Genomic DNA, 24381 nt, shown 5'->3' with positions numbered 1-24381 from the left:
CCGCCGTCCCGATATCGCTGCCGCCGAGCGGCGCCTGCACGCCGCCACCGCCAGCATCGGCGTGGCCACGGCCGATCTTTACCCGCGCTTCACTCTGAGCGGTCTGCTCGGCACCCAGGCCGCCAGCACAGGCGATCTGTTCGGCCGCGACAGCCAGACCCGACTGGTGGCGCTGGGGGTGGACTGGTCGTTCCTCGATAGCGGCCGGGTGCGGGCGCGCATGGCCGCCGCCGATGCCGACGCCGAGGCCAACCTGGCGCGCTACGAGCAGACCGTGCTGCTGGCGCTGGAGGAAGCCGAGACGGCACTCGCTCGCTACGCCCAGTCGCTGCGCGAGCGCGAGCACCTGGCTGCCGCCGCCGAGGCCAGCGCCGAGGCGGCCCGTCAGGCGCGGGTGCGCTTCGAGGTCGGCGTGATCGACTTCCTCGAAGTGATCGACAGCGAGCGTTCACGACTCGAGGCCGAGGACGGCCTGGCCCAGAGCAACGTGCGTGCCGCCACCGCCCTGGTGGGGCTCTACCGCGCCCTGGCCGGCGGCTGGGAAGAGCGCATGGACGCGCCGCGCCAAGCGAATGTCGAACCGGCGCTGACCTCCACCTAAGAGGGCGAGCCCCTGGCTTGCCCGCCTGACGAGCCGGCATGGCGCCATGCGCCGTGCCGGCTCCCTCTGTTCCACGTGTTGCGTTTCACGTTCTAGGTACCACGTTCCGCGGTACGGCCCCGGTAAGCACTCGCTGACCCGACATAGCCGGTAGCACGATGTCTTCCCCCATTTTCTGCTATGCTGCTCGCCTTCCTTTAGACGAAGCCCGGCATTGGCAGGGGCCTTCGCCATTCATTCTCGCAGGTCCATTTCCGTGTCCGACTCTCCCAACGACGGGGCCTTTGCCTCGCTGCCGCTGGCGCCACCGCTGCTGGCCAATCTCGATTCGCTCGGCTACCACGCCATGACGCCGATCCAGGCCGCAAGCCTACCGCCGGTGCTGGCCGGTCGCGACGTGATCGCCCAGGCCAGGACCGGCTCGGGCAAGACCGCAGCATTCGGCCTGGGGCTGCTGTCGCGCCTCGATGTCTCGCGCTTTCAGGTTCAGGCGCTGGTGCTCTGTCCGACTCGCGAGCTGGCCGACCAGGTGGCCGGCGAGATCCGGCGGCTAGCGCGCACGCTGCCTAACGTCAAGGTGCTGACCCTGTGCGGCGGCGCTCCCTTCGGCCCGCAGCTGGCCTCGCTGGCCCATGGCGCTCATGTGGTGGTGGGCACGCCCGGTCGTATAGAAGAGCACCTGCGCAAGGGCTCGCTCGATCTCGCTGCGCTCGACGTGCTGGTGCTGGACGAGGCCGATCGCATGCTCGACATGGGCTTTCAGCCCAGCCTGGAGGCGATCGTCGGCGCGACGCCGGCCAGCCGCCAGACCCTGCTGTTCAGCGCTACCTTCAGCGATGAGGTGAGGGGCATCGCCCAGGGGCTGATGCGCGAGCCGGCCGAGGTGGCGGTGGCCGAGAGCCATGATGAGAGCACCATTCGCCAGCGCGTCTACCGGGTGGCCGACGAGGCAGAGCGCTTCGCTGCCCTGCGCGGGCTGCTGCTGCAGCACCGGCCGCGCTCCAGCGTGGTGTTCTGCAACACCCGGCGCGAGGCCCAGGAACTCGCCGATGCCCTCTGTGAGGCGGGCTTCAGCGCCCTGGCGCTGCATGGTGACCTGGAGCAGCGCGATCGCGACCGCATCCTGGTACTGTTCGCCAATCACAGCGTCTCCATCCTGGTGGCCACCGACGTGGCAGCCCGGGGGCTGGATATCGCCGCGCTGGATGCGGTATTCAATTACCAGATCGCCCGCGACCTGGAAGTCCACGTGCATCGCGTCGGGCGTACCGGTCGCGCCGGCGGCTCCGGCATCGCCTGCACCCTGGTCAGCGAGAGCGAGGCCTATCGCCTCGAGCGGCTCAACGAGTTTCTCGGCGAAGCGCTGGAGGAAGCGCCACTGCCGCCGCGCAGCGTGCTGGCGCGGGAGCCCTTCCTGCCGGAGATGGCCACGCTGCAGCTCGATGGCGGCAAGAAGCAGAAGGTGCGCCCCGGCGATATTCTCGGCGCCTTGACCGGCGAGGGTGGCATCGAGGGGGCCCAAGTAGGCAAGATCAAGGTGCTGGAGCGCAGCGCATACGTGGCGGTGCGGCGCGAGGTCGCCAAGGCGGCGCTGGCCCAGCTCGGCACAGGCAAGCTCAAGGGACGCTCGTTTCGCGCCCGGCGTGTCAGCCGCTGATTGCCGCTTTGAACAGTAGGAGGATAGGTGAAGGTACCTAAACGATTGCAGCCGCTGATCGACGACGGCTTGATCGACGCAGTCGAGAGTCAGCTGATGAGCGGCAAGGAAGCCCAGGTCTTCGTGGTGATTTCCCACGGCGAGCGCCGCTGCGCCAAGGTCTTCAAGGAGGCCAAGCAGCGCAGCTTCAAGCAGGCGGTGCAGTACCAGGAGGGGCGTCGCGAACGCAACAGTCGTCGCTCGCGGGCCATGGCCAAGAAGACCCGCTATGGCCAGAAGGAGCAGGAGCAGGCCTGGCTCAACGCCGAGGTGGATGCCCTCTACCGGCTGGCGGCGGCCGATGTGCGGGTGCCGCAGCCCTATGGCTTCATCGACGGCGTGCTGCTGATGGAGATGATCAGCGATGCCGAGGGCCTGACCGCCCCGCGCCTGGACGACGTGACCCTGAGCCCCGAGCAAGCCCGGGAGTACTACGCCAAGATCCTGCGCGACGTGGTCAAGATGCTGTGCGCCGGTCTGGTGCACGGCGACCTTTCCGAATTCAACGTGCTACTGGCCACCGACGGGCCGGTGATCATCGACCTGCCCCAGGCGGTGGACGCCGCCGGTAACAACAGCGCCGAGTGGATGTTCGAGCGCGACGTCGACAACATGCGCCGCTACTTCGGCCGCTTTGCCCCGGAGCTGCTGGCCACCGACTACGCCAAGGAGATCTGGGCGCTCTATGAGGCCGGCGAGCTGCACCCGGAGAGCCAGCTGACCGGCTGCTTCGAGCATGACACCGGCACAGTGGACGTCGGCGAGCTGATGAGCGTGATCGACGACGTGCGCGAGGAGGAGGCGTACCGCCAGGGGATGCGCAACCGCGGCGACGAGCCCGGCGTGGAGGAGGCCGCCGAGGAGTGGCAGGAATCCCAGCGGGAGCGCTGAGCCTGGGAGCTGTACCGTCGAGATTCGGCAGGCTGCGGTTAATCCCACGCTATAGTGGCGATAGCAGGATTTGACTAGGCTGGAGGAATACCGACGGATAAGGTGCCGGCACGAACTGGCAGGGACCCCTTGATGCGCGATGACTTACAACAACCGGATTACGAGCAGGCACGTCTCTATGCGCTGCGCCAGCTCAACCTGCTGGATACGCCACCCAGCGAGAGCTTCGACCGCATCACGCGGCTGGCCAGCAAGTTCTTCGGCATGCCCATCGCGGCAGTCTCGCTGACCGATGCCGATCGCCAGTGGTTCAAGTCGCGAGTGGGGGTCGAACACTGGGAAATTCCGCGTTTCAAGGCCTGCTGCGGTGAGGTGGCCGACGAATCCAAAGTGCTGGTCGTTCCCGATCTTCTCGAGTCCTCGACCTACCGGGATAGCATGCTGGCCGACTCCGGCATCCGATTTTATGCCGGTGCGCCGTTGCAAACCCAGGAGGGCTACACCCTGGGCGCGATGTGCGTGCTGGACACCCAGCCCCGCGAGCTTACCGCAGAGGAAGTGGCACTGCTCCAGGATATGGCCGCCATGGTCATGGCCCAGATCGAGCTGCAGCACGCTTTCGGCCGAATCGATCCGCTCACCGGGCTGCCCAATCGCAGCCAGCTCGCCGAAGATCTCGACGACATGGCGCGCGATACACCCGGTCAGCGTCACTGTGCGCTGTTTACCGAGGTGCTCGATATCAGCCAGGTGAGTACCTTGAATCGGGTCATGGGGCCGAGCTATGTGGACGAGCTGTCCCGCCTGGCTGCACGAGGCTTGCAGGAGGTGCTGAGCGAGAAGTGCAGACTCTATAGCGTCGGGCCGTGTCAGTTCGTCCATCTGGTGGAAGACTGCAGCAATGAAGAGTTGCTCGAAGGAGCGCTGCGCCTGCGCGAGGCGCTACTCTCCCTGGAGCTGATCAACGAAGCGCCGATCCTGGTGCGCCCGGTGGTGGGCGCCGCCCCGCTGTGTCTGGGCGAGGATATGGCCGCTGACGTGCTGCGCACCGCACACAGCGCGTGCCAGGATGCGCGCCTTACCGAAGTGGGAGCAGGGATCTATTCTCAGGCGCTTGATTCCAGCCATCGGCGCCGCTTCATGCTCCACTCCGATTTCCGGGCCGCACTCAACGCCACCGACCAGCTGCGTCTGGTGTACCAGCCGCGCATCGAGCTGAGTACCAACCGCTGCCTCGGCGTCGAAGCCCTGTTGCGCTGGCGTCATCCCACGCTTGGCGAGGTTTCGCCCGCCGAGTTCATACCGCTTGTCGAGAACACGCCGCTGGCCCGTCCGCTGACGGCCTGGGTGATCGACTCCGCCATTGCCCAGGCCCGGGACTGGCATCGAAAGGGGCTCGACATCGGCGTGTCGCTCAACGTCTCGGCCTGTAATCTGGACGAAGACGATTTCGCCGAGCGCTTGCTGAGCCAGATGCGCAAAGCCGATCTGCCCGCTTCGGCCATTGAACTCGAGCTGACGGAAACCGCCCTGTTCGACCAAGGGCAGGCTGCCTGGGAACAGCTCGACCATTTGATCGAGGCGGGTCTACGCATCGCTATCGATGACTTCGGTACAGGCTACAGCAGCCTGGCCTATCTGCAGGACATTCCCGCCCAGGTGGTCAAGATCGACCGCTCCTTCATCAAGGGACTCGACGATGCGCCGCGCAGCCGCACCCTGGTCGAGTCGATGCTCAACATGGCGCATCGCCTGGGCTATCGCGTCGTGGCCGAAGGGGTGGAGACGCAGCACACCTACGACTATCTGAAATCGCTGGGCTGCAACGAAGCGCAGGGGTTCCTGATGTCGCGGCCACTGGAGGCGCAGGACTTCGAAGCCTGGCTGCTCAAGAGCGATGCTTGATGACATGGTGGCGCCCGGCAGCCGATGCTGCCGGGCGCGCTTTTTTCAAGCCAGGGAGGGAGCTGGCAGGGCGGCGGGGTGTGTCATGCCCGGCAGCCTGTCGACCGCGTCCTGCAGCTGAAATTCACCAATCGCCGCATTGAGCGAGCGGGCCACCGTGGTGAGCTGTTCTGCCAGGCGATGGGCTTCGCCAAGAGAGTGCGCCGAGTGGTGCAACGACGACTGCATCTCGCTGACGCTGGCTTCCAGATCCTCGATTCCCTGGTGCTGCTGAGACGTGGCGCTGTCGATCTCCGCCAGGCGCGTGGCCACGTCGCGAAACGCATTCAGCATCTGCTGCATGGTGCCGTCCACCTCCTGGGTCTGTTGCACCCCGTGGCGTACGCTATCTCCGGTTTGCTGCACCCGCTCGCGAATGCGCCCGGCCGTGTCGCTGGTGCGGCTTGCCAGGGTGCGCACCTCGCTTGCCACCACGGCGAAGCCGCGCCCGTGCTCGCCGGCCCTGGCGGCTTCCACCGAGGCATTGAGCGCCAGCAGGTTGGTCTGGAAAGTGATGTCGTCAATTTCGCCCAGCAGAGCGGTAATGCTGCGTGAATGTGCTTCCAGTACCTGCATGGCCTCACGCAGGGCGGTGGCTTTTTCGCTGCCGTGGCGGGCGGCGCCTTCGGCTGCGTTCGCAAGCTGCCTGGCCTGAGATGCCTGATCGACGCTTTCGCGGGTGGTAGCGGCCATCTCGGTGGCTGCCGAGGAGACTCGTTCCACCTGGGCACTGTTTTGGCTGGCCTGGCTACGAACGTCATCATGGGCGCTGAAAAGACCCTCGCTCAGCACGTCCACCTGAGTGGCCGCTTTGCTCGCCTTGTGCAGGGTATCGGCGAGTTTGTGCTGCATTCGCGCCATCGCCGCGATAGCCGGCCGGCCAAGCTGTGCCGGAGTGAAGACGCTATCCAGACGGCCGCTGCCGGCCCGTTCGGCCACCTCACATACGGTGAGACTGTCTTCCACCATCCCCCGCAGCTCGCGTGCTAGAAAGCCGAGCACTACGACCTGAGCTACCACGGCACCGGCATGCATCAGCAGGCACTCGAACAGCGTGGCGGCCTCGCCGTGACTGCCCAGGCTCTGGTAGAGCTGAACATGGCCGTGGTGCTGCAGCCAGGTGAACAGAACATGGTGAATGGCGATGACCAGCCCGCCGAAAGCAATGACGCGCCAGTCGCTGTAGAGAATGAGGACAGCGAGCGTGATGAAAATGCTGAAGTGGGCTTCGATCATGCCGCCGCTCTGTTCGATCAGCACCATCGACAACCCCATGAAAAGGGCCGCCTTGGCGAAGCCGTTGACGATATGCCCCGGCCATTTCCACTGCAGCAGGGCGGTTAGCGGGAATGCGGTGACGCCGAAGATCAGGGCAAGCCACAGAGTTCCCGTGGCCATCCCGACCCCCAGGCAGAGCAGCAGGAAAGCGGATGCGGGAAACCACATGATTTGGTCGGTGCGCTGAAAGTGACGCGAGATACTGATGGCTGGCTGGGACATGGGTGACTCCAGGGACAGGAAGCAAGTCGTTAGCAAACTTTGTATCTTCTTTTTCTTATGTATAGTTTTTGTACAAAGATTGTCCCTGCTGATATCGGCCGAGCCTCAGTCAACTTTAGTGTCTTGCCAAGGTAAACATTCTGATACAGGAAGCTGACACAGGAAGAGAGACGAGTTACCTGCCACACTGGCTCGGAGCCCAACGAAGCGAGTCGACTCCCGATGCATTGCCATTCGAAACGAAATCCGACGATACCCGGCGCTTTGCCGCTTCTCCTGACGCTGCTGATGGCCCTGCTGCTGGCAGGCTGCCAGATGCAGCCACCGGAGCCACCCGACGAGGACAAGGCGGCCATCGACCGCATGCTGGTATTGATCGACGAGCGGCTCGACGTGGCGCCGCTGGTGGCCCAGTCCAAGTGGAACAGCGGCGAGCCCATCGAGGCGCCGGAGCGCGAGGCGCAGATTCTCGATCAGGTGGCAGAGGATGCCGAGGCGGCCGGCGTCGACGATGCCTTCGCTCGGCGCTTCTTCGACAAGCAGTTCGAGGCCAGCAAGCAGGTCCAGCGGCGCCTGCACCACCAATGGCTGCAAGAGGGGCGTTCTCCCTTCGCCGATCCGCCCGATCTCGCCGAGGAGGTGCGCCCGGTACTCGACCGCCTGACGCCTCAGCTGATCGAAGCGCTGGCCGACATGCAGCGCATCGCCGAGGTGGAAGGGGCAGGGCGCTACCTCGAGCAGCGCGCCGCGGAGCTGATCCAGGACGACTTCGACGGCGAACCGCGTGACGTGGCGATCGCGCCACTGAGAGAGCGCTTTGCACCATAGTGGCCAGCCGTTCGCGTCATAGTGAACCCTACAGCTGCCAGGCTAGGGGGTGCTCGGCCTTGAGCACCCCCTGTTCGTCCCAGTCGTCCCAGCCGGCGAAGGGGATTGCTGCCTCGCCGTCGAGTCCTTCCAGCCGCCGTGCCCAGGCGGACTTCTCCGCTTCCAAGCGTTCACGGAACGCCGCCTCGTCCTGGTAGCTCAGCCCACCGCCCTGTACCCCGTAGGTGACCTGAGGCGGCAGCACGCTGACGCCCAGGTAGTAGAGCGAGTAGTGGATCGGCCACAGCAGCGCCACGATATGGCCGCTGCGCCCATGCCGGGTGAAGGTCGGCGCCGGGGCGCCGGTGGTCACCGAGAGCATGCCCTTCTTCTCGGGAAAACGGCCGCGGTCGTAGCGCATGCGGCCGCTGTAGAGCCCGCCATAGACGAACACCCGGTCGAACCAGCCCTTGAGCATGGCCGGCTGGGCGTGCCACCACAGCGGAAACTGCAGGATCACCAGATCGGCATGCTCCAGGCGCTCGATTTCACGCTTTACGTCGGCGGGCAAAAAGCCACCCTCGTAGGCGTGGCGCTGTTCGGTGAGGGGCAGGAACGTCTCGGGTTCGGCGCGCTCGACGTAATGGCTTGGCCGCTCCAGCGGATCGAAGCCTTCGGCGTAGAGATCCGAGACCTCGACACGGTAGCCTTGCCGCTGCAGGGTCTCGACGGCGACCTCCTTCAGGGCGCCGTTGAACGAGCGAGGTTCGGGGTGGCAGAACACGATCAGGGCACTCAACTTGGGCATAGTCATGTCGGGGCTCGGGTTGGTTGGCGTACGATGCATGCCATCAGGCTATGCTGTACGCTGGTAAACCGACATTCCTGAAAAATGACAATGTACCTTGCATGAATGAACACTCGCTGCACTGGGACGACCTGCGCGTGGTGCAGGCCATCGCCGAGGCGGGCTCGCTCTCCGGCGCCGGACGGCGGTTGGGGGCCAGTCACGCCACGGTGTTCCGCCGCCTGAATGCCATCGAGCGGCGCCTGGGCGTGGCGCTGTTCGAACGCTCGCGCACGGGTTACGCACCGACCCCGGCGGGGGAGGACCTGGCGGCAACCGCTGCCCGTGTGGAAACCGAGGTGCTGGGCGCCGAGCGGCGTGTGGTGGGGCGTGACCTGCGCCTCTCCGGCACCATTCGCGTGACCACCACCGATACGCTATTGATGGGGCTGCTGTCGCCGATCTTCGCCGGCTTCCAGCACACCCACCCCGAAATCGTGCTCGAAGTGGCGGTCTCCAACCAACTATTCAATCTTTCCCAGCGCGACGCCGACGTGGCGGTGCGGCCCTCGCCCACGCCACCCGAGCACTTGGTGGGGCGGCGGGTCGGCACCATCGCCCAGGCCGTCTACGCTCGCGCCGATGGCACCGCCGATGCCTGGGTCGGGCCAGACCGCCACCTGGGCTATGCCGCACTCGACGCCTGGATGACCGGGCAGGGGGCCAACGAGCATTGCCGCTATCGCGTCGACACCATGTTCGGCATGCTGGCCGCCGCCCGCGACGGCCTCGGTCGCGCCGTGCTGCCCTGTTATCTCGCCGATGCCGAACCGGCCCTTGTGCGACTCGGCAAGCCGATCCCCGAGCTTGCCACCGACCTGTGGCTGCTGACCCATCCCGACCTGCGCCGGGTGGCGCGCATTCGCGCCTTTATGACTTATGTCGCCGAGGCGCTGAGCGCCTGCCAACCTCGCCTGGCGGGCCGGCCCGGGCAGCCAGCTCACTCCTCGGGCAGGGCATAGGCCATCACGCTGTCGCCCAGGCTGGTTTCGGCCTGAAAGGCGCCGCCTGCGGCGATCACCACGTACTGACGTCCCTCGTGCATGTAGGTCATCGGCGTCGCCTGGCCGCCTGCGGGCAAGCGCGCCTCCCACAGCATGTCGCCGGTGGTGTTGTTGAAGGCGCGAATGTAGTCGTCCATGGTGGCGCCGATGAAGGTTACGCCGCCGGCCGTCGTGACCGGTCCCGCGCTGGTGGGGGCGCCGACGGTCATCTTCAGTCTCGCCGGGATACCCCAGGGGCCCTGGTCGAAACTGGTGCCGATCGGTCGGGACCAGACCAGTTCGCCAGTGGCGAGATCGGTGGCGCTGAGAAAGCCCCAGGGCGGCGCGGCACAGGGCATGTCCAGCGGTGAGAGCCAGGCGCCACGCTGCGCTGCCACCGGGGCGCCGAGCATGGGCTGCGCTTCCTGATCGATATAGCTGGCGTCCTCCTCGCCGATGGGGTCGATGTTCTCCATCTCATCGGCTTCCTCGCGTGGGTAGAGCACGATTCGCGCCGGCATGCGGTTGTTGTTGACGATCATCAGCCCATTCTCGAGATCGAAGGCGGCGCTACCCCAGTTGATACCGCCGAGAATGCCCGGGAACTGCAGCGAGCCGCCCGGGTGGTCCAGAGTCGGCGGGGTGAACATGCCTTCGTAGCGCATACGCTCGAACTGGATACGACAGTAGAGATGATCGATGGGCGTCGCCCCCCAGGTATGGGCGCCGGTGAAGTGCTCGACCTCCTGGCCGGGTATCGAGCCGAAGTTCGGCATGCTAGGCGAGAAGCGCTGCACCTCGGCGGTCCAGTCGCCCTCGATGGCGCCCTGGGGCACCGGGCGTTCATCGATGGGTAGCAGGGGCTCACCGGTCTCGCGGTCGAAGACGAACACCTGTCCGTACTTGGTCGCCTGGACCACGGCGGCGCGGGGGCCGTCATCGGTGGGGAAGTCGATCAGTGCGGGCTGGGCGCCAAGGTCGTAGTCCCACAGATCGTGTAGCACCGTGGTGAACTTCCAGCGCACTTCTCCGCTGTCGGCTTCCACCGCCACCAGCGTCGAGGTGAACTCATCCTCTTCACGGCTGCGGTCACCACCGTACTGATCGTTGGTGGGGTTGCCGGTGGGCAGGTAGACCAGCCCCAGCTCCTCGTCGGCCGATATCGGCGCCCACACGTTGGGGGTACCGCGAGGGTAGAGTTCGCCTTCAGGTGGCTGCCGGTCCGGTGTGGTCCATACCGCGTCCCAGGTCCACTGCCATTCGCCGGTGATGGCATCGTAGGCGCGAACGGCGCCGGAAGGCCCGTCACGGCGCTGGTTGTCGGTGACCTGGTGGCCCACCACCACGATTCCGTTCACCACGATCGGCCCCGAAGTGTTGGAGAGCAGCCCCAACGCCTGCGGGTCCATGCGGTCGTTGAGATCCACCGTGCCGGCGTCGCCGAAATCGCTGCACAGCGAGCCGTCTTCGGCGTCCAGTGCCATCAGGCGGCCGTCCAGCGTTCCCAACAGCAGGCGACGCGGGCACTCCTCGACAGGCTCGGGAGCCTCGAAATAAGCCACCGCGCGGCAGGTGGTAGAGAAAACGTGTTCCTGGGCCTCCACCGCCACTTCAGGGTCGAAGTGCCACTGCTGCTCGCCGGTGCCGGGGTCTAGAGCGAAGACCTGGTTGCTCTGAGTGCAGACGTACAGGCTGTTGCCGATCTTCAACGGCGTATTCTGGAAGGCGTAGGGGGCGGCGTCGCTGGGCGGTTCATCGCCGGTATTGAACTCCCAGGCCACCTCCAACTGATCGGCATTGTGCGGTGTGATCCGGTCCGCCGGCGAGAAGCGTTGGGCCAGGTTGGTACCGCCGTAGGCGATCCAGTCGGTGTCGTTCGGGGCATCCTGCTGAGGGATCGCCTCGGCCGCCGCCGTGGTGGGGGCATCGGGGCCAGAGCCGAAGATGAGCCACAGCACCGTCCCGGCGTAGCCGACCATGATCAGCACGCCCAGCAGCGGACCGGCGTAAGGCAGGGCGGGCTGATAGTAGCCGCGGCGGTACAACACCGGCAGCAGCAGTAGGGCGACAGCCAGCAGCCCGGCCATGAGGCCGGTACGCGCCATCAGGTCGATGTGCCAGACTGGCATCCAGCCCTTCATGGCAATTTCCCACAGCGACCAGAGAAACGTACCCGCGACGGTAGCGGCATAGACCCACACCCCCGCTGGCAAACCCAACTTGAGCATGACGGCAGCCACCAGCGTGCCGATGCCGGCCAGGAGAAAGTAGAACGTTCCGCCGAGATAGATCAGGTAGGCGCCACCCAGCGACATGGCCAGGCCGAGCAGCAGCAGAACGATGGCGAAAACGGTGACGGCCCAGCCGGCCGCTCCTCGTGAGGTATGCACATCCATGGCGTTACCCGTGGTCAAGGGCGAGAAGGTAGGCCCGATTGAGGGGCTCGCTTAAAGCTAGGCTACATCGAGGGTGGGTGCCATGAATGCAGCCCAACGGATCGGGCGGCATTTGCCATACAGCATTGCTGTTATGTTATAACATTTCTCTTTTGTTAGCATGCAAGGGGAATCCAATGGAACGCCAACGATACGCTTGGCTGGGCGGGAGCCTGGCCTGCCTCCTCGCCTGGTCGCCGGCCTGGGCCGAGACAACGGAAACCGGACAGCCGCGGGTCGGCTCGCTCTCGCCGCTGGTGGTCACCGCCACCCGTAGCGAAATTCGCCGCGAAGAGGCGCCGAGCGGCTACTCCGAAGTCACCCGCGAGGACATCGAGCGCCAGCCGGCCACCACCTTGGCGGAACTGCTGCGCGACGTGCCTGGGCTTGCCATCGACAACGAGCAGGACGGTCGCAGTCAGATCCGCGTGCGCGGCTTCAATCCGGGGCAGACGCTGATCCTGGTCAACGGCCGGCGCCTCAACAACACCGATGAGCTGGTCGGCCACAGCGATTTCCGCATGGCGCAGATTCCCACCGCCGCTATCGACCGCATCGAGGTGGTGCGCGGGCCCACCTCGTCGCTCTACGGCGCCGATGCCCTGGGGGGCGTGATCAACGTGATCGTACGGCCGCCCGAGGACAGCTGGACCGGCAGGGTGCAGTCACGCCTGGGCAGCGTGCACCCGCGCAGCGGCGGCAACGAGCGCAACCTGGCCGTGCATGCGGCGGGCCCGCTGAGCGAACGGGTCGGCGCCATGCTGAGCCTGGACTACCTCGACCGCGACGGTGTGCTCAACCCCGACCAGCCGGGGATAGATGAGATCGAGGGGCGCGAGGCGCTCTCGGGCATGGGCAGCCTGCTCTTCCTCCCCGGCGATGGGCACGAGGTCGAGCTGTTCTTTCATGGCAGCGACGACGAGCGGCGCGCCCGGCGGGGCGATGCTGACACCCGCGAACTCGACATCTGGCGCTATAGCACTGGGGCCCGCTACCAGTTCGATGCACCGACCTGGACCGCCCGAGTGGACGCCTACCGCTCGCGCAGCGACTCCGAGGCGCTGCATCTCGATCGTCGCGACCAGCACACCGACGACATCGTCGACGCCAGCGCCACCTACTACTGGGGCGTGGGCCAGGAGCTGACGGTGGGCGCCGATCATCGTCGCGAGCACTTCTCGCGCGACCGTGAGGGCGAGCGCGAACACGACGACACCGTCAACCATCGCGGCGTGCTGGTGCAGAACCGCGGCCACTTCCTCGACGACCGACTGGTGCTGACCCTGGGCACCCGCTACGACGATCACACCCGTTACACCGGCGAGGTGAGCCCGCGTGCCGGTGCAGTCTACGCACTCACGCCAAGCACCCGGCTCAAGGCCGACTACGGCCGCGGCTTCAGCGCCCCCGACCTGCGCCGTTCGGCGGCGGATTACGACTTCACCTTCGCCACCCGGCCGCTGCGCATCATCGGTAATCCCGATCTCGAACCCGAACGCAGCGACAGCTACAGCTTGGCGCTGGAGCACGAGACCGAGCGGCATCGCGCTGCCATCACCCTGTTCCGCAACGACATCAAGGACCTGATCGACCTGCGCTGCATCGAGTTCTGCGAACCCGGTAGCCGTCCGCCCGGTGAGGACGAGCTGCGCACCTACATCAACGTCGACCGTGCGCGCACCCAGGGCGTGGAGCTGGAGCTTGGCCGTCAATTCGACGACGGCAGCCTGCTGCGGGCCAACTACACCTACCTCGACGCGCGCAATCGCGACACCGGCGAAACCCTGGAGAACCGCCCGCGGCAGCGCTTCAATCTGCTGGCGGAAACGCCGGTGTGGCAGGGGGCGGCGGCGCACCTGCGCGGCGAGTACATCGGCTCCCAACGGCGCGGCGAGGTGCGTACCCGCGACTACACCCTGCTCCATGTGGGGCTGCGCCAGTCGCTTGGTCATGGCCTGTCGCTTGTTGCCGGCATCGACAACCTGACCGACCAGCGCCTGGCGGAGGTGGACGACGCCTTCATCAACGAGATTCGTGGCCGTTTCTACCATGCCTCGCTGAACTGGGAGTTCTGAGATGTGGGGAGTTCTGAGACGTGCCGGTCTGGCCTTGATCGCGCTGGCCGGGCTGCTACTTACCACGGCGCTGGCGGCCGAGGAGGAGCGCCCGCGCATGCTGCTACTGGTCAACGACCCCATCCGGCCGGGCCTGCTCGAGGAGCTGGCCCGGCTGGGCGATGCCCAGGGCATCGAGGTCGACACCGGCTTCGTCGAAGCGCTGCCGGAGTCTCCCGAAGCAGCAGCGCTGGCGGGTCTCGATCTGGCGGTGGTCTTTGCCCCGAGCCACGAGCTCGCCCGCCCCGAAAGGGTCGAGGCGCTGCGCGAGGCCCTGGCCGAGAGGCAAACCCCGCTGGTGGTCGTGGCACGTGAGCGAACCGAGAGCCACGGCCTGGAGGCCGGGCTCGGCGAGCGTATCGCTGCCTACCTGACCGAGGGCGGCGAGCGCAACTTCGCAGCGCTGTTCGCCCATATCGCCGGGCCGCTGCTGGGGCTGCATGATGCCCCGGTGCCGGAGCCCATTCACTATCCCGATCACGGCATCTACCACCCTGATTACGAGGGATTGGTGTTCGACGACCTGGCGGACTACCGCGACTGGTACGGCAACTTCGACGAGCGTCCGGTGATCGGCATTGCCCTGCACGATACCCACGTGCGCCACACCCTGACCGGGTGGATCGACGCCACCATTGCGCATATCGAGGCGGCCGGCGCGGTGCCGCTGCCGTTCTACGTGCCGGTGCAGGGCGGCGAGGGGCTCACGGCCATGACCATGGAAGGGGGCGAACCGGTCGTCGACGCGCTGCTGTTCTACCGCGTGACCCTTAACCCCGAAGGGCGCCGGGACGATCTGGCGGCCCTGGGCGTGCCGGTGCTGCAGGGGCTGATCTACCGCGATGGCGACGAGGCCGCCTGGCGCGACGACCCGGTGGGCTTTCCCCGGGGCAGCACGCCGTTCTACTTCGCCATGGCCGAGATGGCCGGCATCGCCGACCCCAGCGTGGTAGCGGCGGAGCATGCCGTCAGTGGGGAAGTGCTGCCGATCGAGCCCGAGCTCGGCATGCTGGTGCGTCGAGCGCTCAAGGCCGCCGAGCTCCGGCGCAAGCCCAATGCAGACAAGCGCCTGGGCCTCTACGTCTATAACTATCCGGCGGGCAGCGAGAACTTCTCCGCCTCGCACCTCAACCTGCCCGCCAGCCTCGCTGCCACCCTGCACGACCTGGCCGAGGCGGGCTACGACGTGGAGCGGGCCGACGTAGAGCGGCTCACCGATGCCGGCAAGCGGCTGGTCGGTGCCTACCAGGCCGACGCCGGCCTCGAAGCGCTGCTCGACGACGACCTGGCTGCTCTTTTCCCACTCGACGACTACCTCGACTGGCTGGATTCCCGCGGCGAGTCCGTGCGGGCACGCACCGAAGCGGAGTGGGGCCCGCCGGAGACGGCACGAACCCTGATCGAGCGTGACGGCGAGCGCTTCTTCGTGGTGCCGCGTCTGGCCCTCGGCAATCTGCTGGTCATGCCCCAGCCGCCGCGGGCGCTGCCGGGCGATCCGGCGCGGGAAGGGGCCTACCACGATACCGACCTGGCGCTGAGCCACGACTACCTGGCCAGCTACGCCTACCTGCATCGTGCTTTCGACGCCGATGCCCTGATCCATTTCGGCACCCACGGTTCGGCTGAGTTCGGCGTGGGCAAGAGTCGCGGCCTGGCGCTGGACGACGACCCCCATGCCCAGCTCGGCGAGCTGACCCACGTTTATCCCTACATCGTCGACAACCTGGCCGAGGCCACCCTGGCCAAGCGGCGCCTGCGCGCCACCATGGTTTCCCACCAGACCCCGCCTTTCGCCCCAGCGGCGCTCTACCATGAGCTGGTGGACCTGCACCACCTGGTGCACGACTGGGAGACCATGGACGACGGCGCCGCCCGCGAGCGGGTGCGTGATCAAATCGTCAAACAGGGGCGCGAGATGGATCTGCACGCCGACCTGGGCTTCGACGATGCCGCCCTGGACGCCGACTTCGAGCATTTCCTGCATGCGCTGCACGACTACATCCACGACCTGGCCCAGCAGAGCGAGCCCATCGGCCTGCACACCTTCGGCCGCATGGCGGAAGACGAGCACCTGGTCGCCACGGTGATGCAGATGCTCGGCGACGAATTCCTCGAACTCGTTGCCGACGACCCCGAAGAGCTGTTCGCCGGTGATTTCGAGACCGCCGTGGTCGACTCCGCCCCCTACCGCCTGCTCGTCGCGCACCTGCTGGAAACGGGAGACAGTGCTGGCGAGCATGAGGAGGCGCTGGCCGACATGCTCGCCCGCGCAGACGAGTATTTCGAAGCGCTGCGCATCCAGCGCGAGAGCGAAGCGCTGATCGCAGCGCTGGGCGGTGGCTTCGTCATGCCCTCGGTGGGCGGCGACCCCATCCGCAACCCCGAGTCGCTGCCCACCGGGCGCAACCTCTACGGTTTCGATCCCTCGCGAGTGCCCACCCGCGCCGCCTACGAGACCGGCGCCGAGCTGCTGGAGACGCTGCTCGAAGAGCACCGGGCGGAACATGGCGAGCCGCCCGAACGGCTGGCCTTCACGCTGTGGTCCATGGAGGTGATGCGCCACCATGGCGTGATCGAAGGGCAGGTGCTGGCCGCCCTGGGGGTACGGCCGGTGTGGAATTCGCGCGGTCGTCTGGAGGGCATCGAACTGATTCCCCAGGAAGAGCTGGGCCGTCCTCGTGTCGACGTAGTGCTGCAGACCAGCGGGCTCTACCGCGATGCCTTCGCCGGCACCCTCGAGTGGCTGGCCCAGGCCGCTGCCCTGGCGGCGGAGCAAGAGGAGACGGACAACCCCGTACGGGCCATGACTCTGCGCCTGGAAGAGGAACTCAGCGCTCTGGGGCTGGACGCCGAGAGCGTGGCGCGGCTGAGCCGCACCCGGGCCTTCTCCTCGGACATCGGCCAGTACGGGCTGGGCCTGGACGGTGCCGTGGCCGACGTGGACGCCTGGGCCAACGGCAGCGAGCGCGACGACGCCTACCTGGGGCGGGTCTTCCTCGACCGTCTGCAGCATGCCTACGGTCCCGACCCCGAGCATTGGGGCGAAACGGTGGCCGGGCTCAACCTGTTCGAGCGCCAGCTCGGCGAGATCGATGCCGCGGTGTTCGCCCGCAGCTCCAACCTCTACGGCCTGCTCACTTCCGATGACTCCTTCCAGTACCTGGGCGGGCTCTCGCTCGGCGCCAGCGTGGCCGGCGGCGAGCGTCCCACGCTCTACATCGGCAACCTGCGCGACCCAGCCAATGGTCGCATGGAGCGTGCCGAGCAGTTCCTCTCGCGGGAGATCCGCACCCGCTACCACCACCCGCGCTGGCTCGCCAGCATGGTGGCGGAGGGCTACTCGGGCACCACCAATCTACAGGCCACCGTCGAAAACCTGTGGGGCTGGCAGGCCACCGCGCCGGAGATGGTGCGCGACGACCAGTGGCAGCGCTTCTTCGAGATCTACGTACAGGACGCCTATGAGCTGGGGCTGGAGGCGTGGTTCGAGACGCACAACCCCGAAGCGCTGACACGCATCGTCGAGCGCATGCTGGACGCCGTGCGCACCGCCCACTGGCAGCCCGACGACGCCACCCTGGAGGCGCTGCTGACCCATTACCGGGAGTGGACCGGCGCCCACGGCAGCACCGGCGGCAGCGCGGCGCGGGAGGCGTTCGTCGACGCCAGCCTGGCCGGCTTCGGGATGCAGTCGCCCATGTCGGTGGGGGAGGGCGGCGGGCAAACGGAACCGGTGGTGGGCGAGCTTCTTCAGCCGATGAATGAGCCCGCACCGCAGGGCGATGCTACCTCTGCCTGGACATCGCTGCTCTACATCATGGTGTTGCTGCCGTTCCTGCTTGGCGCCCTGCATCAGTGGCGGCGCGGTCGCCACGCCAACGCACTACCTGCCTATCGGGAGACCCTCACATGACGACGCTGGAAATCACCATGTACGAACTGGGCCGGCTATTCCTGATGCCGGTGCTGATCCTGATCCTGCTGCTATTTGCCTACGCCTTCTATGCCCTTGGCGCTTTCGCCGTGGCCGCCTGGCAGCGGCGTCGAGGCCTGGCGGCCTGTCCATTGCGTGAGCAGCTGGCTCGCCACGGCCGGCTCGACAGCGAGGAGCTGGAGCTGGTGATCCTGCGCCGCCTCGAACCGCTGCGAGTGGTATCGCGTACCGCACCCATGCTGGGCCTGGTGGCCACCATGATTCCGCTGGGGCCGGCGCTGCTGGCGCTGGGCGACGGCGACCTGGCCACGGTGGGTGAGCAGCTCGTGGTGGCCTTCGCCGCGGTGATCCTGGCGCTGATCACCGCCTCGATCACCTTCTGGATACTCACCGTGCGGCGGCGCTGGCTTCTGGTGGCACTCAAACGCATCGAGCGCGAGGAGGCCGGGGCATGAGGCGTTTCCTGGACGCCGAGGAGAGCGACGACCCGATCCTCTCGGTGGTCAATGTCATCGATGTCTTCCTGGTCATCGTGGTGATGCTGCTGATCGTGGTGGCCCAGAGCAGCGCCACGGCGCTCGAGGCCGTGAGTCAGCGTGAAGGGGGCGAGACGGTCGCAGAAACGGCTGAGCGACTGGAGCGCTATGAGCGCAGCGGCGAGATCGGCGAAGGGGAGGGCGTACGTGCCGGCACTACCTACCGCCTGCAGGACGGCTCGCTGGTCTTCGTGCCGGACAGCGACTGAGCGTAAGACCTCAATCATGGCCGGCCGGGCGGGAAAAGTAGCGCCCGGGGCTGGTGCCGAGGCTGCGGCGAAAGGCGGCGATGAAGGCGCTGGGCGATTCGTAACCGACCTCCTGAGACACGACGGTGACCGAGCGCCCTTCCGCCAGCATGGGCAGGGCGGCGAGCAGGCGGGCCTGCTGTCGCCAGGCGGTAAAGCCCATGCCGGTCTGCGCCAGGAAGCGTCGTGCCAGGGTGCGTGACGAGGCACCGACCCTGCCGCCCCAGGTGGTCAGGTCGTCCCGGTTAGCCGGGTCGTCACGCAGGGCGGTGCAGATCCGCCGCAGCGCGGGATCGTCGGGCTCGGGCAGGTGCAGCGGGACGGTGGGGCCCGCGTGCAGCTCGTCCAGCAGTACCGCGACCAAGCGGGCGCCGGCGCCGTGGGCGGTCGCCTCGGTCGGCAGCTTCATCAAACGCAGTATCAGCTCGCGCAGCAGCGACGAGACGTTCACTACGCGTGGCTGGGCCGATGGCCCTAGCCGCTCATCGAGATAGAGGGTGCGCAGCTTCACAGGCCGGTGCATCAGCAGCGCATGCTCCAGGCGAGCGGGAATCCATACCGCAAGCTGGGGTGGCACCATCCACCATCCCGCTGGGGTCGCCACCGTCATTACGCCCTGGGTGGCGAAGACGAGCTGATGGCGCAGGTGATGATGACGGCCAGTGTCCCAGCCGGCGGGATAGTCGCAGGCATAGGGCTGTACCGGACCCGAGGCGCTCTCGATGCGCCGCTGTAGGGCATCGCGTGACAGGGGCGTGGCGTGGGCCAGGGTATGGGGCATATTGTCCGTTTCGCGATATGTCTTGTCAGAATGGCGAGAGAAGTCGCTTCGCGTCCAGTTTAGCCTGAAAGCTCGGCAACTCTGGAGTCTGGCCATGAACGGCAAACGCGTTCCGCTACTGTTCCTCAACCTGGGGCACGCCTACGCCCACTATTTCATGCTGATCCATCCCACGGTGGCGGTGGCGCTCGAGCGACGCGGCCAGGGCGATTACGCTGCGCTGCTACTACCGGCCACGGCGGGCTTCGTCGCCTTTGCCGCCTTTACCCTGCCGGCGGGCTGGCTGGGCGACCGCTGGAGTCGGCGCGGCATGATAGCCCTGATGTTCCTGGGACTCGGTGCGGCTTCCATGCTCACAGGCTTTGCGAGCGGCCCTTACCAGTTGGCGGCCGGGCTGTTTCTGATGGGTAGCTTCGCGGCCATCTATCATCCCGTCGGCATCGCCATGGTGGCGGAGAGCAGTGATGGCGTCGGTCAGGCGCTGGGGGTGAATGGCGTGTGGGGCAACATGGGCGTCGCAGCGGCGCCGCTGCTTACCGGTGCGATCACGGGCATGCTCGGTTGGCAGGCCGCCTTTTTCATACCCGGGGCGCTGTGCCTGGCGAGTGGCATCGCTTACCTGGCGCTGGTACCGGCTGAAAGCAAGCCGCTTCAGCCGCTACGACCGGCTGACGATGCTACGGCAGCGGTGCAGGCCTCAACGGCCATTCCGGGCCGGATCCTGGCCTACCTGATCGTCACCGCACTGATGGGCGGCCTCGTGTTTGCCTCCACCACCGTCGCGCTGCCCAAGATTATGGAAGACGCCTTCAGCGGCGGCGGGAATGCCCTGCTCGGTGCCGCCGGGCTGGCCTCGCTGATCTTCGCCTGCGCCTCCATGGCGCAACTCGTCACCGGCAGGGCGGTGGACCGGGTCGCGCCGCGGCAATTGATGCTGCTGCTGGCGTTGTTGCAGGTTCCGCTGTTGCTGCTGATGGTACAGGGTGGGCAATGGCAGATCGTTGCCCTGTCGCTAGGGCTGATGCTGACGGTGTTCGGTGTCATTCCGGTACAGGATGCCATCGTGGCACGCCATACCGCGAGCGCCTGGCGGGCACGGGTCTATGCCGTGAAGTACGTACTGTCGTTGGGGGTCGGTGCCCTGGCCGTGCCGATCGTGGCCTGGGGTTACGAGCCGGCCGCCGGATTCGTCCGGCTCTACATGTTGCTGGCCGCCTGTGCCGTCGGAGTGGCCATGGCGGCCTTGCTGCTGCCGGCCCGACGCTACGCGCAGGCGGCTCTCGGCGATAGCCAGTAACGTAAGTGGCAGCGCTGGCGGCCTACCTGCAGCGCGCCATCGCTTGACCGAAGGCGGTCCCATTAGGCTAGTCTCTTAGCACGCTCATTTTCTTGAATGGCTAAGGAGTCTGTCATGAAGGTCGTTACCTTGAAGAGCCCCGGCGGGCTGGACCAACTGCAAGTCGTCGAATGCGAGGCGCCGGGAGAGCCGGGGCCGGGGGAGATCCGCGTGCGGATCCATGCCAGCTCGCTCAACTTCCACGACTATGCCGTGGTCGCCGGAATGATCCCCACCGAAGATGGCCGCATTCCCATGTCCGACGGGGCGGGCGTGGTCGAGGCGGTGGGTGAGGGCGTCGAGGAGTTTGCCGTGGGCGATGCGGTGGTCTCCACCTTCTTCCCCTACTGGCTCGATGGCCCGGCCCGAGTGGCGGACTTCAAGACCACGCCCGGCGACGGCATCGACGGCTACGCTCGCGAGCAGGTCGTTCGTCCGGCCACCTGGTTTACCCACGCGCCCAAGGGTTACAGCCACGAAGAGGCCGCTACCCTGACCACCGCGGGGCTCACCGCCTGGCGGGCACTGGTGGTGGACGGCAATCTCAAGGCCGGCGATACGGTGCTCACCCTGGGCACCGGTGGCGTTTCCATCTTCGCCCTGCAATTTGCCAAGGCCATGGGCGCGCGGGTGATCTCCACCTCGTCCTCCGACGAGAAGATCGAAACGCTCAAGACGCTCGGCGCCGATCACACCATCAACTACAAGGCCGAGCCGGAGTGGGGCAAGAAGGTCCAGGCGCTGACCGGCGGCCAGGGCGTCGACCACGTGATCGAGGTGGGCGGCCCCGGCACCCTGCCACAATCCATCGACGCCGTGCGCATCGGCGGTCATATCGCCCTGATCGGCATCCTGACCGGGCGCGGCGGTGAGGTGCCCACCGTCAAGCTGATGGCCAAGCAGGCGCGCCTGCAGGGGCTGATCGTCGGCAGCCGCATTCATCAGCAGGAGATGGTGCGCGGCATCGAGGCCTGCGGCGTGCGCCCGATCATCGACAGTCGTTTTTCTCTGGAAGAGATCGCCGACGCCTTCCGTCACGAGGAGTCGGGACGTCACTTTGGCAAGATCTGCCTGACCTTCTAACCAGCTGAGGCGGCTGCCAACTGCTGCAGCGCCTCCTGGGTGGCCGCGTCCGCCGGGAAGAACGACTCGATGGCGAGCTCTTCCAGGGTTATGTCGAGCGGGGTGCCGAATACCGTGGTGGTACTCAGCAGCGACAGCACGCGGCCATCCGGCAGGGCCAGCTCCAGTGGCACGACGATGCCGCCGTGGCGCGATGATGCGCTGGCTAGGTGAGGGCGAGCGCCTACCGGTACCGGGTAACCCTTCAGCTCCTCGCCGAGCGAAGCCAACGCCGGGTCGGCGGTCGTCTCGGCCTGACGTGCCAGGCGCTCGAGGATATGGCTGCGCCATTCGCGGATGTTGCGAATGCGCGGCGCGAGCCCGCGAGGATGCAGCGTAAGCCGCAGCACGTTGACCGGGGGCTTCAGCAGCGCGGCGTCGATGCCGTCGAGCAGCGCTTCGAGCGGGCGGTTGGCCAGCAGCAGGTGCCAGTGGCGATCGACGGCCAGCGCCGGGTAGGGGGCATGGCTCGCCAGTAGCCGTTCGATCACGTCGCGTACCGCACCCAGCTCGGGAGCATCGATACCGCGCTCGCCGAAGGCCGGAGCGAAACCGGCGGCGAGCAGCAGCCGGTTGCGCTCGCGCAGGGGAACGCCCAACTGTTCTGCCAGACGCAGCAGCATCTCCCGACTGGGCGTGGCCCGTCCGGATTCGACGAAGCTGAGGTGGCGCTGGGAGACGTCGGCCTCAGTGGCGAGCGCGAGCTGGCTCAGCCGCCGCCGCTGACGCCACTCCTTCAACAGCTGCCCGGGGGTAGGGGAGTTCGTGTCCATAAAGCCAGATTAGCGCCAAGCGATATGCCTGGCTATTACCTCGCAGGTAATCGCCAGGCCGCGCTAGCGGGGTGAAGCTGTCGAGGCAAACCCACCGCTGGAGCAACGCCATGACCGCCTACGCCATCGCCCGCCTGCAGGACGTCACCATGGGCCCCGAGATCGTCGAGTACCTGGAGAAGATCGATGCCACCCTCACACCTTACGGCGGCCGCTACCTGATCCACGGCGGCAACACCGAGGTGCTGGAGGGCAACTGGCGGGGCGATACGATCATGCTCGGCTTCCCCAGCCTGGAGCAGGCCCGGGCCTGGTATCGCTCCGAGGCCTACCGGCGCATCCTGCCGCTGCGCACCGCCAACGCCGTGGGCGACGTCATTCTGGTGGAGGGCGTCGAGGAAGGGCATCGCGGCATCGACATCCTTGGTTAGATACTCCAGACGGTGTCAGCTGGCCTTGTGACCGAGGGCGCGAAATCCCCGATATCTGCGTAATTCAGGCTGGCTATTCGCCGCGGCTTTTCCGACATTACGGCACATGGAGCCCGCTGCGTTAGCGGCGGGAGTCGAGGAAGCTTGATGAAGGAACGAGAATGAAAAAGCGCTTTGCCATCTTGTTGGGTTCGCTGGCCATTGTGCTGATGGGCTGTACCGCCCCGGAGGGGGAGATGAGGCACGACGAGCCGCTGGTGAATACCTACTGGAAGCTGACCCAGGTCGGCGATGCGACGCCCCAGGCGGTGGACAACCAGCGCGAGGCGCACTTCGTGCTGCACACCGAGGAGAACCGCGTGGCGGGTTCCACCGGATGCAACCACCTGGCGGGCAACTATCGGCTGGAAAACGACGCCCTTCACTTCGGCCCCCTGATCACCACGCGCATGGCCTGCCTGCAAGGCGGCGAGACCGAGCAGGCCTTCTTGGCCGCGCTGGAGGTGACCACGACCTGGCAGATCGAAGGCCAGACGCTGACCCTGCGCGATGCGTCTGGCGCTGCCGTGGCGCACTTCGAAGCGGTGCATCTCAACTGATCAGCGGAGAGTGCCCTCAACTCCAGTCCGGGAACAGAGGCTCGCCTTTTTCCAGCAAGGATTTCAGGCTGGAGAGTATGGCGGGCCAGCCCACGCTGATACCTTGCAGCACCTTGCTGCCCGGCTCGAACTGGTTATGAGTCAGCGTCAGGCGAACCTTGCCCATGTACTCCTCGATCTCGAAGGTGACCCGTGAAGGCTTTTCAGCCTGGGGCTGAGCTGCCTGTTCGCCTTTCTGTCCTGCCATCTCGCTAGACGGGTCGAAGGTGTACGAGAGGCGCCTAGGTGGGTCGGCTTCCAGCACTTCACCTGCCCAGTCGAGAGAACCGTCCGGCTTGAGGTGCTTGACCGTCGAGCCGACCTGCCAGTCCGAGGTGATACTGCGACCGCCCCAGTACTGGCGGGTGAACTCGCCGTTGGTCAGTGCTTCCCACACCTTGTCCGGGGTGGTGTCGATGTAGGTGACGTAAACGAACTCGGGCTTATCCATCTTGAGAATCCTCCAGGGCTCTTTTCAGTGTTTCCAGCGCCTCCAACCGGTGACGTTCGAACTTCCCGATCCAGCGTTCGTGAATCTGCTGGATCGGCGCCGGATTCAGGTAGTGCAGCTTCTCCCGGCCGCGCCACACGACCACGACCAGTTTCGCTGCTTCCAGCAGTGCCAGGTGTTTGGTGACGCCTTGCCGGGTCATGGCCATGCGCTCGCACAGCTCGCCGAGGGTTTGCCCATTGTCCTCGTACAGACGGTCGAGTAGCTCGCGACGGCAGGGGTCGGCAAGGGCCTTGAAAACGTCATTCATGTC

The 24381-nt window shown here is 66.5% G+C and carries 21 protein-coding genes; 14 read left to right on the top strand and 7 right to left on the bottom strand.

Annotation, left to right across the window (positions count from 1 at the left end):
• From B8115_RS21360 to B8115_RS21345, 4 genes are all read left to right on the top strand, one after another.
• The coding region (locus B8115_RS21360) for a TolC family protein (protein WP_010629903.1) at positions 1–601 on the top strand (601 nt) is incomplete at its 5' end.
• Between the two features lie 256 nt (positions 602–857).
• Complete coding sequence (dbpA, locus tag B8115_RS21355) at positions 858–2258, top strand: ATP-dependent RNA helicase DbpA (RefSeq protein ID WP_035591902.1); 1401 nt, start codon at positions 858–860, stop codon at positions 2256–2258.
• A 27-nt stretch (positions 2259–2285) separates the two neighbouring features.
• Entirely contained in the window at positions 2286–3188 is a 903-nt protein-coding gene (locus B8115_RS21350) for a PA4780 family RIO1-like protein kinase (protein WP_051004688.1), read from the top strand.
• A gap of 132 nt (positions 3189–3320) precedes the next feature.
• Positions 3321–5093, top strand: a complete 1773-nt coding sequence (locus B8115_RS21345) for a sensor domain-containing phosphodiesterase (protein ID WP_010629900.1) — start codon at positions 3321–3323, stop codon at positions 5091–5093.
• A 45-nt stretch (positions 5094–5138) separates the two neighbouring features.
• Here B8115_RS21345 and B8115_RS21340 read toward each other — a convergent pair whose 3' ends face one another.
• Positions 5139–6632, bottom strand: coding sequence for a methyl-accepting chemotaxis protein (locus B8115_RS21340; protein ID WP_010629899.1), 1494 nt, complete (start codon positions 6630–6632; stop codon positions 5139–5141).
• A 264-nt stretch (positions 6633–6896) separates the two neighbouring features.
• Here B8115_RS21340 and aroQ point away from each other — a divergent pair, with 264 nt between their 5' ends.
• The gene (aroQ, locus tag B8115_RS21335) at positions 6897–7460 is read left to right on the top strand and encodes a gamma subclass chorismate mutase AroQ (RefSeq protein WP_010629898.1); all 564 of its coding nucleotides are present in this window, start codon (positions 6897–6899) and stop codon (positions 7458–7460) included.
• A gap of 28 nt (positions 7461–7488) precedes the next feature.
• On the opposite strand, the gene B8115_RS21330 is transcribed toward aroQ, so the two are convergent.
• The gene (locus tag B8115_RS21330; protein ID WP_010629897.1) at positions 7489–8253 is read right to left on the bottom strand and encodes an NAD(P)H-dependent oxidoreductase; all 765 of its coding nucleotides are present in this window, start codon (positions 8251–8253) and stop codon (positions 7489–7491) included.
• A 95-nt stretch (positions 8254–8348) separates the two neighbouring features.
• Here B8115_RS21330 and B8115_RS21325 point away from each other — a divergent pair, with 95 nt between their 5' ends.
• Entirely contained in the window at positions 8349–9248 is a 900-nt protein-coding gene (locus B8115_RS21325; protein WP_010629896.1) for a LysR family transcriptional regulator, read from the top strand.
• On the opposite strand, the gene B8115_RS21320 is transcribed toward B8115_RS21325, so the two are convergent.
• A complete protein-coding gene (locus tag B8115_RS21320; RefSeq protein ID WP_010629895.1) occupies positions 9227–11665 on the bottom strand; it encodes a membrane-bound PQQ-dependent dehydrogenase, glucose/quinate/shikimate family in 2439 nt (812 codons plus the stop codon). The genes B8115_RS21325 and B8115_RS21320 overlap by 22 nt on opposite strands.
• 176 nt (positions 11666–11841) lie before the next feature.
• On the opposite strand from B8115_RS21320, the gene B8115_RS21315 reads away from it, so the two are divergent.
• Genes B8115_RS21315 through B8115_RS21300 form a run of 4 tightly spaced genes read left to right on the top strand, consistent with a single transcriptional unit; the run spans position 11842 to position 18497 of the window.
• Entirely contained in the window at positions 11842–13779 is a 1938-nt protein-coding gene (locus B8115_RS21315; RefSeq protein WP_010629894.1) for a TonB-dependent siderophore receptor, read from the top strand.
• 1 nt (position 13780) lies between these two features.
• Positions 13781–17731 carry a cobaltochelatase subunit CobN gene (gene cobN / locus B8115_RS21310; protein WP_010629893.1) on the top strand — a complete coding sequence of 1317 codons (3951 nt, stop codon included), beginning with the start codon at positions 13781–13783 and terminating at the stop codon, positions 17729–17731.
• On the top strand, positions 17728–18207 hold the full coding sequence (locus B8115_RS21305; protein ID WP_010629892.1) for a MotA/TolQ/ExbB proton channel family protein: 480 nt from the start codon (positions 17728–17730) through the stop codon (positions 18205–18207). Before cobN ends, B8115_RS21305 begins: the two co-directional genes overlap by 4 nt.
• Complete coding sequence (locus tag B8115_RS21300; RefSeq protein WP_010629891.1) at positions 18204–18497, top strand: DUF2149 domain-containing protein; 294 nt, start codon at positions 18204–18206, stop codon at positions 18495–18497. The genes B8115_RS21305 and B8115_RS21300 overlap by 4 nt, the downstream gene beginning before the upstream one ends.
• Positions 18498–18507: 10 nt before the next feature.
• Here the strand turns inward: B8115_RS21300 and B8115_RS21295 are convergent, their stop codons facing one another.
• Positions 18508–19317, bottom strand: a complete 810-nt coding sequence (locus B8115_RS21295; protein ID WP_010629890.1) for a helix-turn-helix domain-containing protein — start codon at positions 19315–19317, stop codon at positions 18508–18510.
• A gap of 94 nt (positions 19318–19411) precedes the next feature.
• On the opposite strand from B8115_RS21295, the gene B8115_RS21290 reads away from it, so the two are divergent.
• Complete coding sequence (locus B8115_RS21290; RefSeq protein WP_010629889.1) at positions 19412–20614, top strand: MFS transporter; 1203 nt, start codon at positions 19412–19414, stop codon at positions 20612–20614.
• Between the two features lie 114 nt (positions 20615–20728).
• Positions 20729–21736 carry an NAD(P)-dependent alcohol dehydrogenase gene (locus B8115_RS21285; RefSeq protein ID WP_010629888.1) on the top strand — a complete coding sequence of 336 codons (1008 nt, stop codon included), beginning with the start codon at positions 20729–20731 and terminating at the stop codon, positions 21734–21736.
• On the opposite strand, the gene B8115_RS21280 is transcribed toward B8115_RS21285, so the two are convergent.
• Positions 21733–22548 carry a helix-turn-helix domain-containing protein gene (locus B8115_RS21280; protein ID WP_026038294.1) on the bottom strand — a complete coding sequence of 272 codons (816 nt, stop codon included), beginning with the start codon at positions 22546–22548 and terminating at the stop codon, positions 21733–21735. The genes B8115_RS21285 and B8115_RS21280 overlap by 4 nt on opposite strands.
• 110 nt (positions 22549–22658) lie before the next feature.
• On the opposite strand from B8115_RS21280, the gene B8115_RS21275 reads away from it, so the two are divergent.
• Complete coding sequence (locus B8115_RS21275) at positions 22659–22979, top strand: DUF1330 domain-containing protein (protein ID WP_010629886.1); 321 nt, start codon at positions 22659–22661, stop codon at positions 22977–22979.
• 161 nt (positions 22980–23140) lie between these two features.
• The gene (locus B8115_RS21270) at positions 23141–23578 is read left to right on the top strand and encodes an META domain-containing protein (RefSeq protein WP_010629885.1); all 438 of its coding nucleotides are present in this window, start codon (positions 23141–23143) and stop codon (positions 23576–23578) included.
• Between the two features lie 16 nt (positions 23579–23594).
• Here the strand turns inward: B8115_RS21270 and B8115_RS21265 are convergent, their stop codons facing one another.
• Both B8115_RS21265 and B8115_RS21260 read right to left on the bottom strand, forming a co-directional pair.
• The gene (locus B8115_RS21265) at positions 23595–24068 is read right to left on the bottom strand and encodes an SRPBCC family protein (RefSeq protein ID WP_010629884.1); all 474 of its coding nucleotides are present in this window, start codon (positions 24066–24068) and stop codon (positions 23595–23597) included.
• Positions 24061–24378: a helix-turn-helix transcriptional regulator gene (locus tag B8115_RS21260; protein ID WP_026038293.1), complete on the bottom strand. Its 318-nt coding sequence runs from the start codon at positions 24376–24378 to the stop codon at positions 24061–24063. Before B8115_RS21260 ends, B8115_RS21265 begins: the two co-directional genes overlap by 8 nt.
• Between the last annotated feature and the right edge of the window lie 3 nt (positions 24379–24381).

Source organism: Halomonas sp. KM-1 (assembly GCF_000246875.1).
In the GTDB taxonomy this organism is placed as follows: Bacteria; Pseudomonadota; Gammaproteobacteria; order Pseudomonadales; family Halomonadaceae; genus Halomonas; species Halomonas aerodenitrificans.
Note: the sequence above shows the minus strand (reverse complement) of the source record. Positions and strands in the feature narration are given on the sequence as shown.